This window comes from Streptomyces californicus, assembly GCF_000717645.1.
In the GTDB taxonomy this organism is placed as follows: Bacteria; Actinomycetota; Actinomycetes; order Streptomycetales; family Streptomycetaceae; genus Streptomyces; species Streptomyces californicus.
The window spans coordinates 141,054-158,019 of the sequence record NZ_JNZZ01000009.1 but is presented as its reverse complement, the minus strand read 5'-3'; the positions used below and the strand labels follow the sequence as shown (position 1 = coordinate 158,019).

Sequence of the window (16,966 nt, the reverse complement as noted above, 5' to 3'; positions counted from 1 at the left end):
ATGGCATCCGGCCCGCCGGCTGCCATGGTCGTGCTGCTTGAGCAACTGACAAGCAACGCTCCAGGCGCCCCGGGCCGACAGGCCCGGGGCGCTCTGCGTTGTCCGGGCCCGTTCGCCCCGGGGTCGCCGCCCACCGACCCACCGGGAGTCACCGCCATGAGCAGCACCACCACCACCGGCACCACCACGGCCACCGGAGCCCGCACCGAGGAGGCCGCCGCCCTGATCGGCGGGGCCCGGGAGCGCATCGACGCCCTCGACGACCGGATCATCGGCCTCGTCCAGGAACGGATGGCCGTCTCGGCGGTGATCCAGGAGGCGCGGATCACCTCGGGCGGCCGCCGGGTCAACCTCTCGCGCGAGACCGCCGTGCTCGGCCACTACAGGGACGCGCTGGGCAAGCCGGGCACCGCGCTCGCGATGACGCTCCTGGAGCTGTGCCGCGGCCGGGTGTGAGGACGCCGGGCAGTCGTACGTACGTCCCCGCGAGCCGGGGCGGGGCGCGCCGGTCCGTCCGCGTGCCGCACGCCGGTCCTCGCGCGGGCGGGCCGGGACGGACCGGTGCGCTCCCGCGAGCCCGGGGGCGGGGAACCCCGGTCCCTCCCCGTGCGGGCACGCCGGTCCCCGCGCGGACCGGCGTGCGGCGGGCGGACCGGCGTGCGGCGGGCCCCGGCGAGGGAACGGTTCTCCGCTTGGCGTGCCAGGGACGCACCTGCGTTCGGGAGCCGTCTCACCCGTACGGCGCGTGACCGGGAGCACGGTGCCTTCGTTGTTCCCGGTGTCCGTGCCAACCAGGGGCGGCGCCGCTAGGAAACAACCACGCGTGGCTCCGCCGGGACGTGTGACGTACTGCAGGTGCGTCGTGGGACCACATCCCGGCGTATGTGACCGGTCCGCAGGGGACAGCAGCCCGGTCACCCCATATGCGGCCGGTGCCGGGGACGCCCGGGACCGGCCGCATCGGAACGTCCTCGGGCGGAGGCCCGCTCCCTCCTCCGCCGTCTCCTCTCCGGCCCGTACGGGTCAGGAGTGCCGGCCCGTCCGCCGTCGTGCCGCCGCGACCAGCGCCAGGCCCGCCGTCAGCGCCACCGCCGCCGCGCCCGCGACCGTCAGCGCGCCCGATCCCGTCGAGGCGAGGCCGCCCCCGTGCCCGGAACCGGTACCGGAGTCCGAGCCGCCGGACGCACCCGCCGCTCCCCCGCCCGGGGCGGAGGTGGCCGGCGCCCCGGACGGGCTCGCGTCCGGGCCCGGGTCCGAGGTCGGCGGGGTGGACGGGCCTCCGTCGCCGTCGTCGCCCGCGTTGAGGACGAGCCGCGCGGTGTTGTTGGCGGGGGCCGGGTCGAACGGGAGCGCCGGGTTCCGCGCGCTGGGCGCGCGGACGGTGACCTCGCCCTCCGCCCCGATCAGGACCTCCTCGATCCGCAGCGCGAACGGCAGGTCGAGGCCCTCCCCGTCGTGGACGGCCGGCGAGGTCGGGCAGAGGTAGCGCGGCGCCGGGCTCCGCTGGTCCTCGCGGTACTCGCCCGCGGCCGTCACCGCGCGGCAGCGGTCCGGCTTCGCGACGACCGACGCGCCCCGGGGCACGGTGAAGTCGACGACGGCCACGTCCTCGCCCGAGCGGAGGTGGCCGATCCAGGCCGGGCCCACGTTGTGGAACCCGACGTCGGCCGTGACGGTCGCGCCCCGGGCCCCGGAGACCCGGTCGCCGTAGGCCGCGAAGTCCGCCGTGTTCTCCGTACGGAAGTCGGCCTCGCGCTCGTTGTCGTGCGGGGTGGGGTCGGCGGTCCGGCCCGCCACGCGGTTCTGCGGGCCGGTCACCGGGACCGCCCTCAGGACGGCGCCGTCGCCGCGCTCGAACGCGGCGGGGGCGGGCCGGGGCGGGCCCGCTTCCTCGATCCGGTACAGGAAGGTGTCGCGGTAGGCGCGTTCGGTGGCCTCGATGGTCAGCGGGGTGGCCAGGGTGTACGCCTCCCCCGCCTCGAACGCGCCCTCGACGGTGCAGAGCGCCGTGGTCCGGCCGACGCCGGACGGGCCGGGGTCGTCCTCGGAGTAGCGGCAGTTGGAGTAGCGCTGCGGGATGTCCAGGCCGCGGGTGTACCGCAGGGTGAGCAGCACGCCCTCGGCGTCCCCGGCCCCCCGGTTGGCGAAGGTGATCGGGGCCTGCTGGCGGTCGCCCGGAACCAGCTCCGTCCGGAAGGGCAGCTCCTCCATCACGAGGTCGGGGCCGCCGACCGTGACCCGCGTGGTGAACGGCGTGAAGGCGGCGCCCTCCGCCTCGCCGGTCACCGTGATCGTGCCGCTGTCGCCCCGCTCGCCGCCGGCGGCGGCCGTGACGACGAGGACGGCGACGGGGTGGGTGCCGGGCCGGACGCCCGTGCCCACGCAGACCGCCTTCGCCCCGGTGACATCGCAGTCCGGAGCCGTCCCGCCGCCGGACGTCCCGGCACCGAGCGCCCCACCGCCGGACGCCTCGCCGCCGGACGCCCCGCCGTCAGATGTCTCGGCGCCGGACGCAGCCCCGTCGAACGCCACGTCGGCGACGCCCGCGACACCGCTCAGGTCGAAGGTGAGCGTGAACCGCCCCGCGAAGCCGGTCCCCTCCTCGCCGGAGGGGGCGGTGACGGTGATCCCCAGCCTGGACGGCTTCGGCCCGCCGCCCGCCCGGTACGGGTGCAGACTCGTCTCCGCGGGGCCGCCGAGCGTGAACACCGGCGGCTCGTCGGCGCGGGCCGGGGCCGCCGCCCCGGCGAGCGGGACCACGGCCAGCAGCCCCGCGGCGGCGAGGAGACCCGCCGCACGGCGCAGCGCGTTCCTCGGGGACAAGCGTGTCATCGAAACCTCTGGTACTCGGCGGGGCCCGCCGCCCGGCAGGACCCTCGCGGCTGCCCCGGTCGCGGGGGCCGCGCTCACTGCGGTCGCCGTGTCCCCTGCGGTCGCTGCGGCAGGTGACACGGTACGGGTTCGACCGCGCCGCTCCCCGGACAGTTGCCCGGAGGAAGATCACGGATTGGGCACAGGCGTGTTCCCGACGCCCTCCACGCCCTTCCCCGCCTCCGTCGTCCCCTTCGGCGGCACCACCGGGATGCCCAGGAACGGCAGCTTCAGCGCGCCGAACGCCTCCTTCGGCACGGCGGGCGTGCGCGGTTCGACCGGGGTGAGCCGCTCGTACGCCGCCCCCTGCTCCGGGCGCGGGTCCGCCTCGCCCTTGTTCGGCCAGAACGACATCGCGCGCTCGGCCTGGGCGGTGATCGTCAGGGACGGGTTGACGCCGAGGTTGGCGGAGACCGCGGAGCCGTCGACGACGCTGATGCCGGGGTGGCCGTAGAGGCGGTGGTACGGGTCGATGACGCCCTCCTCCGCGCTCGCGCCGATCGGGCAGCCGCCGAGGAAGTGGGCGGTGAGCGGGGTGCCCATCAGCTCGCCGATGTTGGACCCGGCGAAGCCGTTGATCTCCTCGGCGAGCAGGGTCGCGCCCCGGGTGGCGTCGGGGATCTGGACCGGGTTCGGCGCGCCGTGGCCCTGGCGTGCGGTGAGCAGGCCCTTGCCGACGCCGCCCGGCTTGCGGTACGTGGTCAGAGAGTTGTCGAGCGACTGCATGACGAGGCCGATGATGGTGCGCTCGGACCAGCGGCGGTTGGAGAGCGAACGCAGCGCGAGGGTGGGGTGCTTGGCCATGTTGCCGAGCCAGCCGAGGACCCGGCGGCCGCCGTAGGGGACCTGGAGGATCGTCAGCGAGCCCATGGCGTTGGAGCCCTTGCCGTAGCGGACGGGTTCGATGTGGGTGTTCTCGTCGGGGTGGATCGACGAGGTGATCGCCACGCCCCGGGTGAAGTCGGCCCGGGCGACCCCGTGCTTCTTGCGGTAGCGGCGGTCGCTGGTCTGCGCGCCCACCAGTCCCTCGGAGTTGGTCCGGGTCAGCTCGCCGAGCTTCGCGGAGATCCGGGGCAGCAGCCCCCGGTCCTTCATGGTGTGCAGCAGGGTCTGGGTGCCGTACGTCCCGGCGGCGATGACGACCTCGCGGGCCCGCAGCCTGGTGGGCCGGGCCCGGCGGCGGCGGTCGGTGGGGACGGTCAGGACGCGGTAGCCGCCCCGGGCGTCGTCGGTGACGGCGACGACGGAGGTCATCGGGTGGATGACCGCGCCCGCCTGTTCCGCGAGGTGGAGGTAGTTCTCGTTGAGCGTGTTCTTCGCGCCGTGGCGGCAGCCCGTCATGCACTCGCCGCACTCGGTGCACGCCTTGCGGTCGGGTCCCGCGCCGCCGAAGTACGGGTCGGGGACGGTGCCGCCGGCCTTGGCCTTCGCGGTGCCGTCGGCGTCCTTGCCGTCGCCGAAGAAGACGCCGACCGGGGTCAGGTGGAAGGTGTCCCCGACGCCCATGGTCTCCGCGACGGCCTTGAGGTGGACGTCGGAGGGGGTCATGGTCGGGTTGAGGCGGACCCCGAGCATCCGGCGGGCCTGGTCGTAGTACGGCTTGAGCTCGTCCTGCCAGTCGGTGATCGAGGCCCACTGACGGTCCTCGAAGAACGGGGCGGGCGGCACGTACAGCGTGTTGGCGTAGTTGAGCGATCCGCCGCCGACGCCCGCCCCGGCGAGCACCATGACGTTGCCGAGCAGGTGGATGCGCTGGAGGCCGAAGAGGCCGAGGGCGGGAGCCCAGAGGTAGTTCTTGATGTCCCAGGAGTTCTTGGGGAGCGTCTCGCGGGTGAAGCGGCGGCCCGCCTCCAGGACGCCGACGCGGTAGCCCTTCTCGGTCAGCCGGAGGGCCGTCACCGCGCCGCCGAAGCCCGAGCCCACGACCAGCACGTCGTAGTCGTACGCGGCGTCGTCCTCGGCCGGGACATGGCTCACGGCCGGTTTCTGGGCAGGGCTGACCTGGGACATGGCACTCCTCGGAACGGAATCGGTACGAAAAGGGCGGACGGTGCGGCGGCGGGCGGACCGGCGGACACGGGTCGGCGTGCCGGTACGGGCCCGGCGGCCCCGGGCCCCGCCACGCCTCCGGGAACGGCCCCCGGGAGGCGCGGCGGTCCCGGATCAGCGCAGTCTGAACGCCTTCATCGCCTTGAGGCTGCGGGTCATGAACGCGGCGTACTTCTCGTCGTCCATCCCGAAGGCGGGCGCGAGCGGGATCAGCCGCTGCTGGGCGACGGTCTGGGCCTCGGTGTACTTGAGGATGCCCTCGGAGCCGTGCCGCCTGCCGAGGCCGCTGTCCTTCATGCCGCCCATCGGGGACTGGACGCTGCCGTAGGCGGGGGCGTACCCCTCGTTGATGTTGACGGTGCCGGTGCGCAGCCGGGCGGCGACCTCGTGGCCGCGCCGGGAGTCGGTGGTCCAGACGCTGGAGTTGAGGCCGTACGGGGTGGCGTTGGCCAGTCCGATCACCTCGTCCTCGTCGCTGAAGCGGTAGATCGAGACGACCGGGCCGAAGGTCTCCTCGGTGCAGACGGCCATCGGGGCCTCGACCCCGTCGAGGATGGTCGGCTCGTAGAACAGCGGGCCGATGTCGGGGCGGGCGACCCCGCCGGCGATGAGGGTCGCGCCCTTCTCGACGGCCTCCTCGACGTGGCGGGCGACTGTCTCCAGCTGGCGTTCACCGACGAGCGAGCCCATGTCGGCCCCGTACGCGAGGGAGCTGCCGAGCCGCATGGCCCGGGTGCGGGCGGCGAACCGCTGCACGAAGTCGTCGGCGATGGACTCGTGGACGTACAGCCGCTCGATGGAGATGCAGAGCTGTCCGGCCGAGGAGAAGCAGGCGCGGACGGCGCCCGCCGCGGCCTTCTCCACGTCGGCGTCCGCCAGGACGAGCATGGCGTTCTTGCCGCCGAGCTCCAGCGAGACGCCGACCAGCCGGGAGGCGGCGCCGACGGCGACCTCGCGGCCGGTGCGGGTGGAGCCGGTGAAGGAGACGTAGTCGGCGCGGCTGACGACCTCCGGGCCGACGACCGGGCCCTCGCCGAGGACGACCTGGAAGACCTCGGCGGGCAGGCCGGCCTCGATCAGCAGGTCGCGGGCCCACAGGGCGGTGAGCGCGGTCTCGGTGTCGGGCTTCATCACGACGGCGTTGCCGGAGACGAACGCGGGCAGCGCGTCGCCCACGGACAGCTCCAGCGGGTAGTTCCACGGGGCGATCTGGCCGATGACGCCGCGCGGCTGGCGCAGTTCGGTGACCTTCGTGAGGGTCGGGACGACGCCGGTGTGGCGGCGGGGCTTGAGGTAGCCGGCGGCCTTGCGCCCGTAGTGGCGGGCGGCGACCGCGACGGCCTGCACCTCCTCGTGGGCGTGCAGACGGGCCTTGCCGGTCTCCAGCTGGATGAGGTCGAGGACCTCGGACTGGCGGCTGAGGACGAGGTCGTGGAAGCGCAGGAGGACCGCGGCCCGCTGCCGTACGGGCACGGCGGCCCAGGCGGGCTGGGCGGCGCGGGCCCGGTCGAAGGCGGTGGCGACGTCCTCGGGGGTGGACTCGGGCAGGTCGGCCAGCTTCTCCCCGGTGAACGGGGTGTGGTTGGCCGTACGGCCCGACCCGACGACACCGCGGGTGAGCTGGGCGATCACCTCGGGGGTGACCACGTCGGCGGCGGTGCGCACGCCGGCGGGGGCGACCGCCACGGGGTTGCTACCGAGAGGGGCGTCAGGGGCCTGCGAGTCCGTCATGAGGCCGAGAGTATGTCCCGCCGGAGCCTTTGGGTACCCGTGGGTAACAGTTTTTCACAGGACCCGCCGCCCCCGTCCGGCACCCTCTCCGACCAAGCCAGTGATCGCTGGCGACATAACCGCTGATCAGTGGTGTTGCGACTGACCGCCGGACGACGGTCGGCCCTCCGCGCCCGGAAGGCGCGAATGTTCACGGGGACCGTGCCACGGGGCACGGGGACGGTGTCAGGGGGCTCGGAGGCGGTGTCAGGGGACGGGGACGGCGGACGAGGCTTGGCCCGGGCGGCGGGCCGCGCCGGGCGGAACTTTGCCGGGTGCCGGGGGCCACCGTCGGGCCTGGACCACCGCCGGGTGCCGGGGCCACCTCCGGGCCGAGCCGGGGTCACCGCTGGGCTTTGGGGGCGCGCCAGCTCCGCAGCATGATGTCGAACTTCTCGCGGCTCTCCGCCCAGCCGTCCTCGGGGGCGGTCAGGTACAGCGCGTACTCCGGACCGCCCGGGCCGCCGTAGTACATCTGGTCGATCCCGTGCCGGAGCCCCGCGTGGTCCTTGGTCTCGTTCCAGGTGAACTCCCAGAGGGCGCCCGGCCGGTCGCGGAAGGTGTTCTTCTCCAGGCCGATCCGCCGGTAGCCGGGCAGCCGCTCGGAAAGCTGCTCCTCCATGCTCTCCATGTGCAGGAACGGGTGGTCGAAGTCCGGGTCCGGATCGACGCTGACGCGTATGCGGTGGGCCCCGCCGTCCGGGGTGTAGTCGATCTGGCCGTCCTGGACCTGCCGCCTCCAGCCGTCGGGGACGACCAGGCTGAAGCCCGCCGGATCCTCGACCCGTTGCCAGCCGTCGGGCACGTCCGGGACGCCCTGCGCGGGGTCGGTGGCCTCCGGGGTGGTGCCGGGCGTGGCCTGCGGACTGCTCGCGGCCGTGCCGCCGCCGGTGCCGCCGGGGGTGTCCGAGCCCTCCCCGTACTTCATCGCGACCAGTCCGGCCGCGCCGCCGAGCACAGCGGCGGCGACGACCACGGCGAGCACCGTGCGCCACCGGGAGCCGGAGCGCCGGGTCACCGGCGCGGAGGCGGGGCCGGTGACCGGGTGCGCCGGGGCCGGGGCGGGCTGGTCGGGGGCCGTGCGCTCGGCGGCGGGATCGGCCGCTCCGGGCAGCCGGGCGGTGGAGCCGTCGGAGCCGGGCGGGTCGGCCGGGGCGTCGGCGCCGCGCGGGTCCCGGTAGCCGTAGCGGGACTCCTCCGGGTAGCGCTGGGTGGGCACATGGGCCTGCGCGGCCCGGGGCTCACGCCCCTCCATGGCGTCCAGCAGCATCTGCTCGGTCTGCGCGGCGGTGGGCCGGTCGTCCGGGTCCTTGCGGAGCAGCGCCGTGATCACGGGCCCGAGCGGACCGGCGTTGACGGGGGCGGGCGGCTCGTCGGTGACGACGGCCTGCATGGTGGAGATCGGGGACGTACGGCGGAACGGGGAGGTCCCCTCGACCGCCGTGTACAGCGTGGCGCCCAGCGACCAGAGGTCGGAGGCGGGGCCGGGATCGCCGCCGCGTACCCGTTCGGGGGCCAGGTAGTCGATGGAGCCGACCAGTTCGCCGGTCCGGGTGATGGTGGAGTCGCCCTCGATCGCGGCGATCCCGAAGTCGGTGAGGAGCACCTGCCCGTCGCGGGCGAGCAGGACGTTGCCCGGCTTGACGTCGCGGTGCAGCACCCCGGCGCTGTGGGCGGCGCGCAGGGCGCTCAGTACGTGGAGTCCGATGCGGGCCGCCTCGCGCGGGGCGATCTCGCCGCTCTCCTTGGCGGCGTCGGCGAGCGAGGGCCCGTCGACGTACTGCATGACGATCCACGGGCGCTGGTCGTACTCGATGACGTCGTGGACGGTGACGACCCCGGGGTGCGTGATGCGCGCCGCCGCCCGCGCCTCCTTCTGCGTCCGGGCGTGCAGGACGAGCCGGTCGGCCTCGGCGACGTACAGCCCGGCGGTCAACTCCTTGACGGCGACGGTGCGGTGCAGCACCTCGTCGTGGGCCCGCCAGACCTTGCCCATGCCGCCCCGGCCGAGCACGTCGCCCAGCCGGTAGCGCCCCGCCAGCACCAGTCCCGCGTCCGTGCCGTGTGATCGATCCACGTGAAGTCCCCGCCCCGTTCCTCGAAAAGCCACAGTACGGAGGCGGAGCGCGCGGGCGGAACCGGGGATCGCCCACGAGACCGCACCGTGATGGTTGTCGCCGTCCTACAACCGCCGTGGCGCGGACGGCGCGGTGACGTGCGGTCAGCCGGTGGTCCGGTACGAGGCGACGGCCTGCTGGTAGACCTCGGTGACCCGGTCCCGGTCGTTCTCCGGGCCGATGACCTGGATGACGTGGTAGCGGCCGTCGACGATCATCGCGAGGTTGCGGACGAACACCTCGCGCCCGCCGCTCTCCTGCCAGGTGAACTGCCCCTCGGCCATGGCCTGCCGCCCGACGTCGACACGGCGCACCCCGGACGAGGAGGACCAGCTCGAATCCCGGAACGGCTGGAGCTCGGGCTCCTTGTCCCGCTGGTAGTCCAGCGGATCGCTGCCGCCGGACTTCACCGTGTCCCGGCCTGGCACGACGAGCAGGGTGAACCCGTCGCTGCCGTAACGGATCTGACGGTCCGCGTTGGCGGGGCTGCGCTGCCAGTCCTTCGGTACGCCGACCTCGAAGCCCTCCGCGTCCTTGCGGAGCGCGTAGCCGGAGGGGAGCGCGACGGCCGAGCGGCTGGTCTGCGGCTGCTGCGAACCGGTGCCGGCGTCGTCGTCGGAGGCGGACGGGCGGGGCTCCGCCGAGGCGGCGGGCGGCGCGGCGGAGCCGGAGGGCGCGGGCGCCCCGCCGTCTTGGCCCGGCTCCTGCTTCGGCATGAACATCACGGCGAACGCGACGGCGGCGGCCATCAGCAGGAGGATCAGGATGAGCAGCAGCCGGCCCAGGCTGCGCGGCGAGGACGGCCGCTCGTCCCGGCGCGGCGGCTCCCGCAGCACCCGGGGGCCCTTGGGCGCGCGCGGCGCGCGGGCCGGGCGCTCCTCCTCCCAGTGCCCCACGGCCATGGGCGCGGTCCGCTCGGGCGGCGGCAGCAGCGAGTCGTGGTGGTCGTCGTCGAACCGCCGCGCGGGCTTGCGCCCCCTGCCTTGGCGGTGCCGCCCCTGGTTCGCTCCGCCGCCGAACCGGCCCCGACGCCGCCGGACCAGCTCGCCCCTGCGGCGTACGACGGGGAGCTTGGCCGCGTCGGGCGCGGGCAACGGCACGACGTCGGCGCCCGCCTCCGGCTCCGGCGCGGAGCGCACCAGGGAGCGCAGCCAGCCGCTCAGCTCCTCGACGTCGGGCCGCTCGCTCGGGTCCTGGCGCAGCAGCGACTCGACGACGGGCCGCAGCGGACCGCACTCCTCCGCGAAGGCGGGCGGCTCGCCGCACACCATCTGGACCAGTTCGGCCGCGTTCTCCTCGGGGTAGGGGGCGTGGCCCTGCACGGCCCGGTAGAGCAGCGCGCCGAGCGCCCACAGGTCGGTGGAGGGGCCGATGGGCGGCGCGAGCTGCCAGTTCTCGTGGACCGGGCCCGCCTGCTCGGGGGCCCAGCGCTCGGTGACGGCCCCGACGACGGTGATCCGTGCCTGGCGGGCGCGTTCGGCGGCGAGCGGGGTGGCGGGGCCCCGGTGGACGGCGGGTTCACGGCCGCCGGTGACGGCGTCCTCCCAGGCGGAGGCGGGGGCGCGCTCCGCCGACGGGCGCGGGGCCGGGGGCGCCTGCCCGGGGCGGCGGGAGTCGGCGCGCAGGGCGTCCGCGCCGGAGCCGCCGGCGGGCACGGGCCGTCCGGCGCCGGGCCCGTCGTCCCAGGTGCCGGCGAGGTGGACGCGCCGGGCGGGCGGCCGGGGGCCCTCGTCGTCGTCCTCGTCGTCCTCGTCGTCGTAGGGGCTCTCGGCCGGAGCGCCCCAGGGGGCGGACAGCGGCCGGGGCGCGGCGGGGGCGTCCGGGGCGGGCGCGCCGGGACGGCGCTGGAGGGGCAGGACGTCGGGGGTGGCGCCGGGGCCGCCCGAGCCGGGGTCGCCCGTGCCGACGGCACGGCCGGCGGTGCCGCTGTCGCCCATGCCTGCGCGGTGGTCGCCGTGGTCGCCCTGGCGGCCGGTGCCCGCGCCGTGGTCGCCGTGGTCGCTCTGGTGGCCGGTGCCTGCGCCACTGTCGGTGCCCGCGCCGTGGTCGCCAGTGACCGCGTCGGGGCCCTCGTCCGGGTATCCGCCGGCACCGGCCGGCGTCGGCCCGTCGCCCGGCGGGGCGGGGTGCGGCGCGCGCCCGCCGTCCGGGTATCCGCCGGCACCGGCCGGCGTCGGCGCGTCGCCCGGCGGGGCGGGGTGCGGCGTGCGCCCGTCCCGCTGCGGGGACTTCGTGAGGTCGGCCGGGGCGGTCCGGGCGCGGTCGGCCTCCTGCCGGTCCTCGGTGACCCGGGCGGCGGCGCGCGCCCCCGCCCGGTAGGCGGCGATGGCCCCGGCGCGGGCGGCCCGGAGCTGGGCGGCGTTCGACGCGCCCGGCTCGGCGGGCGGTATCGCGGTGTACGGGACGGTGGGCGCGGCGGGGCGCGGGACTATCTCCTGCCCGGCGTCGGGCGCGCCGGGGCGGCGGGTCTCCTCACCGCCGTCGTACGCGTCCTCGTACGCGTCCGAGGGCCGCGCCGGCCCACGTGAGGGCGCGTCGTCCCGGCCGGAGGGCTCCTCGTACGGCTGCCGGCCCGGCGGCAGCCCGTACCGGCCGTCCTCCCGGTCGTACGGACCGTCCTCCCGGCCGTACCCCCGCTCGTCCTCGCGCGGCACGTACCCCTGCGGCAGCGGCGGCACCGGCAGCCCGCCGCTCGCGGGGGCGTCACGGCGGTCACGGTCCTCGTCCCCGGCGTACGCGCCATACTCCCCGGCGCCCTCGCCCCCGGCGTACGCGCCGTACTCCCCGGCGTCCTCGTCCTCGGCGTACGCGCCGTATCCGCCGTACCCCTGAGCGTCCTCGTCGTCCGCGCGCCGCCCGGGGTCCCCGTCGTACTCCTGGACGTCCTCGGCGTCCAGCACGTCGGCGTACCGCTCCCCGTCGCCGTACTCCGCGTACTCCGGAGCGCGTCCGTACCCCCGGTCGTCCTCGGCGTACGCGTACTCCCGGACGTCCTCGACGCCCTCGTAGGCGTCGCCCCTGCCCGGCGGCAGCGAGCGGGTGTCGTCGAACTCCTCGCGCGGGTCCGGGCCGGGGTCCGGGACGCCGTACGTCGTCGGGCCGTCCGCCGGGTCGGGGTCGGGCAGCGGCGCGGGGGCGTACCCGCAGAGCGCCTCCTCGGCGGCGCCCGCCGCGAGGCCGGTCAGCATGACGCGCCCGTCGTCGCAGACCAGGACCGTGCGGACGGTGATGTTGCGGTGGGTCCAGCCGTGGGCGTGCAGCACGCGCAGGGCGGCGAGGACGTCGGAGCCGATCTCGGCGGCCCGGTACGGGTTCAGCGGGCGTTCGGCGAGGAGCGCGGCGAGCGGGCGGGCCGCGACCAGCTCGCTGACGATCCAGAGCGAACCGGCCTCGGCGAACACGTCGAAGACCTGGTCGAGCCGGGGGTGGTCGGGTACCTGGGCGGCGGCCTGCGCGGCCTCGATCGCCCGCCGCACGGCGGGGTCCGCACTGCGCCGGACCGCGTGCCCGGCGGCGCGTCCGGATGCCGAGGGCCGGCCGTCCGCGTCGAGCACCTCCGCGTCCACGACCTCCGGCAACGGCACCTGGCGGACCAGGACCTCCTGCCCGCTGTACGTGTCGAAAGCCCGGGTCTCCGCCAGTTCGTACCCGTCCGACGGAGGCAGCGGAAGGCGGTAGCGGTCGGCGAGCACCCGACCCGCGTAGTCGTCCACGTCGCCTCCCCAGAGCGCGCTGTTCCCCCGGCCGATGACGGCCCTACGTATCCGTCAGCCACGGCCGGGCGGCGGGCAGTTGGCCCGCCGTACCGGCTGCGTACGGTCTCCGGCCTCTTACGATACGTGGCAACGCGAGCGGACGGGCCGGGTCGTGCCAACCCGGCCCGAACAGATGTCTGCCCGCTGTCCCCCCGACGGCGGTCCGGCGGTCAGCCGGTGGGCGCGAACGTGCCGAACGCCGTGTCGCGGAGCGTCGTGCACTCCTCGCCGTCCCACGCATCGGCCTTGCAGCTGATCATGATCGAGTAGCCGCGCCGGGCGTCCACCTTGAAGCCCCGGTTGAGCACCCGGACCCGGACGCCGTTCTGGGTGCGCTCGAACGTCCAGTCGGCGACCGTGGGATAGCCGTTGTACTCGACCTTCTTTATGCCGCCGTGCTTGTAGCCGTCGCTGAACGCCTTGGCGCTGCCGACCGCCCCGCGCCAGGCCGCCGCCGCGTCGTCCTTGGGCGAGTCGTTGAAGTCGACCTGGACGCGGGGGAAGCCGCCCTTCCCGGCGTTGTAGATGCCGCCGGAGTTGCGGCCGGCGATGCCGGTACGCGTGAAGTCCTCGGGCATCGCCATGGTGAAGCGGAACCGGCTGTCGCTGATCTCCTTGTAGCCCGCGGGCAGGGCGTCGCCCTTGTCCGGCTCGCCTCCCTCGTCCCCGGGCTCCTCGGTCTTCGGGTCCTCGGAGGCGTCGCCGGACGGGTCGCCGCTCGGCTTGCCTTCCTCCGTGCCCTGGCTCTCCTTCTGGCCGCCGCCCTGCTCCCCGGGCGAACCGCCGCCCGTGTCCTCGCCCTTGCCGTCCCCGCCGGCCGAGGCCCCGGCCGACGCGGCGGGGTCGCCCTTGGCGCCGTTGTCGGCGTCGTCGCCGCCGAGGGTGAGCGCGAGGACCGTGCCGAGGATGGCGAGGACGACGACGGCCGCGATGATCGCGAGGGTGCGGCGGGGCACTACGTCGGTGATCGAGGCACGGGTGCTCGGGGGACCGTACGGCGGGCGCTGCCCCGGTACGGAGGGGCTCGCCGTCGTCGTGGCGGCGGCGGCCCCCGAGGCGGACCCCTTCGCGGCCGCCGGGGCGGAGGCAGCGGCCGGCTTCGCGCCGGTGGCGGACGTCCCGGGCGGCGTCGGGGGCTTGGGCGGGGCGGCGGGCGAACCGGTGGCCGCGGCGGCCGGAGTGCCGGTCGAGGCGGCGGCCGCACCGGCGGCGGCGCCCGCCGCGACGGCCGGGGTCTTCGCGTTGCGCACGGAGCGCAGGGCCCCGCGCAGCCGGTCGCGGGCGCCCTCGCCGGTCTCACCCGGTCCGGGGGACTGCTTCGACGGCTTCGCGGCCTTGGGCCCCGGCACCCGCTTGACCAGGGGGTCGGTGGTGGGGGCCGGCGGGATGGCCATGATCTGGGTCGAGTCCACCGGTGCGGGCGCGGGCACGGCGGGGGCGTTGACGACGGCGTTGAGCAGCGCGCGCGCCCCGGCGTCGTCGAGCCGCTGCTCGGGGTCCCGTTCGAGCAGCCCGTAGATGACGTCGGTGAGCGGACCGGCGTTCTTCGGCGGGTCGAGCGGCTCGGTCATCACGGCCGTCAGGGTGGCGATGGCCGAGCCCTTGTCGTACGGCGGGCAGCCCTCGACGCTCGCGTACAGCAGGCCGCCGAGCGACCAGAGGTCGGCGGGCGGTCCCGGCTTGTGGCCGCGCGCCCGCTCCGGCGAGATGTACGAGGGGGCGCCGACGAGCATGCCGGTGGAGGTGACCGAGGGGTCGCCCTCGACCTGGGCGATGCCGAAGTCGGTGAGCACGACGCGCCCGTCCTCGGCGATCAGCACGTTGGACGGCTTCACGTCGCGGTGCAGGATGCCCTCGCGGTGCGCCGAGCGCAGCACGTCGAGGATGGCGAGCCCGACCTCGGCGGCCCTGCGCGGCGTCAGCGTGCCGTCCTCGCGGATCGCTTCGGCGAGGGACTTGCCCTCGACCAGCTCCATGACGATCCACGGGCGGTCGTCCTCGTCGACCACGTCGTAGACGGTCACCGCGCTGTTGTTGCGGATGCGCGCGATCGCCTTGGCCTCGCGCAGCGTACGCGTGATCAGACGGCGCTTCTCGTCCTCGTCGATCGCCGAGGGGAACCGCAGTTCCTTCACCGCGACCGTGCGGCCGAGCGTCTCGTCGTCGGCGCGCCAGACCGTGCCCATGCCACCCCGGCCGAGCACTCCCCCGAGCCGGTAGCGCCCCGCGAGGAGACGACCGTCCTTGTCCCCTTGGGGCTCCCGTGCCTGCTCCGCCTCCGACATGCGTCCCCTCTGCGATCAACCCGCCCTGGCAGAGCGTTCATTGTCCCTCACCCCGGGACCGGTCCTGGTGCCGGGTCCGGGGTCCGCCGCGACGCGGCCCGGGAGGGAATGCCCACAGCCTGCTACCAACCGGGCCTCCCCGTCCAGGCCGGACCGGGGCCGCGCCTCCGCTCCCCCGGGCCCGTGGAGCGGAGGCGGCGCGCGGCCGGCGTCGCGGTGAACCCCAACTGGCGCACCGGTCATCGACGGTGACGGCCCGTCCGGCGCAGACGCCCCACGTCGGGGAGGGGGCCGGCCGGGCGGGAGCGGCGGCGTGCGGGTCAGCCCGGCACGATGTCCGGGGCGCCGAGCCGGGCGGCGTCCGCCGTCAGGTCGTCGGGCTGGAGCTGCGATTCGCGCTCGGCCTCCACCCGCTTCTCGTAGTGCTCGACCTCCTGGTCGATCCGCTCCTGGTCCCAGCCCAGCACCGGGGCCATCAGCTCCGCGCAGAGCCGGGCGCTGCGGGTGCCCCGGTCGAAGGTCTCGATGGAGATCCGGGTGCGCCGGGTCAGGACGTCGTCGAGATGGCGGGCGCCCTCGTGGGAGGCCGCGTAGACGACCTCGGCGCGCAGGTAGTCGTCGGCGGCGGGCAGCGGCTCGCCGAGGGCGGGGTCGACGAGGATCAGCTCCAGAATCTGCTCGGTCATTGAGCCGTACCGGTTGAGCAGATGCTCCACCCGGACGACGTGGAGGCCGGTGCGGTCCGCGATCCGGGCCCGCGCGTTCCACAGGGCCTTGTACCCCTCGGCGCCCACCAGCGGGGTGTCCTCGGTGACGCAGGCGGCGACCCGCTGGTCGAGGCCGTGCACCGCCTCGTCGACCGCGTCCTTCGCCATGACCCGGTACGTCGTGTACTTGCCGCCCGCCACGACGACGAGCCCCGGGGCCGGGTGGGCCACCGTGTGCTCGCGGGACAGCTTGCTGGTGGCGTCCGACTCGCCGGCCAGCAGCGGACGCAGCCCGGCGTAGACGCCCTGTACGTCGTCCCTGGTCAGCGGGGTGCTGAGGACGGCGTTGACATGCTCCAGGAGGTAGTCGATATCGGCGCTGGAGGCGGCCGGGTGGGCCTTGTCCAGATCCCAGTCGGTGTCCGTGGTGCCGATGATCCAGTGTCGTCCCCAGGGGATGACGAAGAGGACGGACTTCTCGGTGCGCAGGATCAGGCCGGTCGAGGAGTGGATGCGGTCCTTGGGGACGACCAGGTGGATGCCCTTGGAGGCGCGGACGTGGAACTGGCCGCGCTCGCCGATGAGCCCCTGGGTGTCGTCGGTCCACACGCCGGTGGCGTTGACCACCTGTTTGGCCCGGATCGCGTACTCCCGGCCGCCCTCGGTGTCCTGGACGAGCGCGCCCACGACCCGCTCCCCCTCGCGGAGGAAGCCGGTGACCCGCGCCCGGTTCGCCACGTGGGCCCCGTAGGAGGCGGCGGTGCGCACCAGCTCGGTGACGAAGCGGGCGTCGTCCATCTGGGCGTCGTAGTACTGGAGGGCGCCGACCAGGGCGTCCTTGCGCAGGGCGGGGGCCACCCGGAGGGCGCGCTTGCGGGAGAGGTGGCGGTGGACGGGCAGGCCGCGCCCGTGGCCGGAGGAGACCGACATCGCGTCGTAGAGCGCCACGCCGGAGCCGGCGTAGAGCCGCTCCCAGCCCTTGTGCTGCAAGGGGTAGAGGAAGGGCACGGGCTTCACCAGGTGCGGGGCGAGCCGCTCCAGGAGCAGGCCGCGCTCCTTGAGGGCCTCGCGGACCAGGGCGAAGTCGAGCATCTCCAGATAGCGCAGACCGCCGTGGATCAGCTTGCTCGACCTGCTGGAGGTGCCGGACGCCCAGTCGCGCGCCTCGACCAGCCCGGTCGTCAGACCTCTGGTGGCGGCGTCCAGCGCCGTGCCCGCGCCGACCACGCCCGCCCCCACGACCAGCACGTCCAGTTCGCGCGCGGCCATGGCGGCGAGCGATTCGACGCGCTCGACGGGTCCCAGTGTCGCTGTCCTCACTGCTGCCTCCCGGTGGATCGGGGTGGTCGGACACGGGAGTGCCACCCGGCCGAGGGGCCGGCCGCCCGTGTCCACCCCTCGATTCTGTCCGC

Annotated in this window: 8 protein-coding genes; 1 reads left to right on the top strand and 7 read right to left on the bottom strand. The window is 75.4% G+C overall.

The annotated features are described in order from the left end of the window. Positions 1-156: 156 nt before the first annotated feature. Positions 157-456: a chorismate mutase gene (locus IF19_RS0114725; protein WP_030112735.1), complete on the top strand. Its 300-nt coding sequence runs from the start codon at positions 157-159 to the stop codon at positions 454-456. A 567-nt stretch (positions 457-1,023) separates the two neighbouring features. On the opposite strand, the gene IF19_RS0114720 is transcribed toward IF19_RS0114725, so the two are convergent. The 7 genes from IF19_RS0114720 to IF19_RS0114690 all read right to left on the bottom strand — a co-directional run bounded on the left by IF19_RS0114720 (position 1,024) and on the right by IF19_RS0114690 (position 16,874). Next, a complete protein-coding gene (locus tag IF19_RS0114720) occupies positions 1,024-2,832 on the bottom strand; it encodes a hypothetical protein (RefSeq protein WP_030112736.1) in 1,809 nt (602 codons plus the stop codon). A 168-nt stretch (positions 2,833-3,000) separates the two neighbouring features. Continuing rightward, on the bottom strand, positions 3,001-4,881 hold the full coding sequence (locus tag IF19_RS0114715) for a GMC family oxidoreductase (RefSeq protein ID WP_030112737.1): 1,881 nt from the start codon (positions 4,879-4,881) through the stop codon (positions 3,001-3,003). A gap of 153 nt (positions 4,882-5,034) precedes the next feature. Beyond that, the gene (locus tag IF19_RS0114710; protein ID WP_030112738.1) at positions 5,035-6,651 is read right to left on the bottom strand and encodes a succinic semialdehyde dehydrogenase; all 1,617 of its coding nucleotides are present in this window, start codon (positions 6,649-6,651) and stop codon (positions 5,035-5,037) included. 382 nt (positions 6,652-7,033) lie between these two features. Next, on the bottom strand, positions 7,034-8,767 hold the full coding sequence (locus IF19_RS0114705; protein ID WP_030276831.1) for a serine/threonine-protein kinase: 1,734 nt from the start codon (positions 8,765-8,767) through the stop codon (positions 7,034-7,036). Between the two features lie 144 nt (positions 8,768-8,911). Continuing rightward, complete coding sequence (locus IF19_RS1000000137420) at positions 8,912-12,520, bottom strand: protein kinase (RefSeq protein WP_030276830.1); 3,609 nt, start codon at positions 12,518-12,520, stop codon at positions 8,912-8,914. A gap of 212 nt (positions 12,521-12,732) precedes the next feature. Further along, on the bottom strand, positions 12,733-14,847 hold the full coding sequence (locus IF19_RS0114695) for a serine/threonine-protein kinase (protein WP_030276829.1): 2,115 nt from the start codon (positions 14,845-14,847) through the stop codon (positions 12,733-12,735). Positions 14,848-15,167: 320 nt separating this feature from the next. After that, complete coding sequence (locus IF19_RS0114690) at positions 15,168-16,874, bottom strand: glycerol-3-phosphate dehydrogenase/oxidase (RefSeq protein ID WP_030112746.1); 1,707 nt, start codon at positions 16,872-16,874, stop codon at positions 15,168-15,170. Positions 16,875-16,966: the final 92 nt, after the last annotated feature.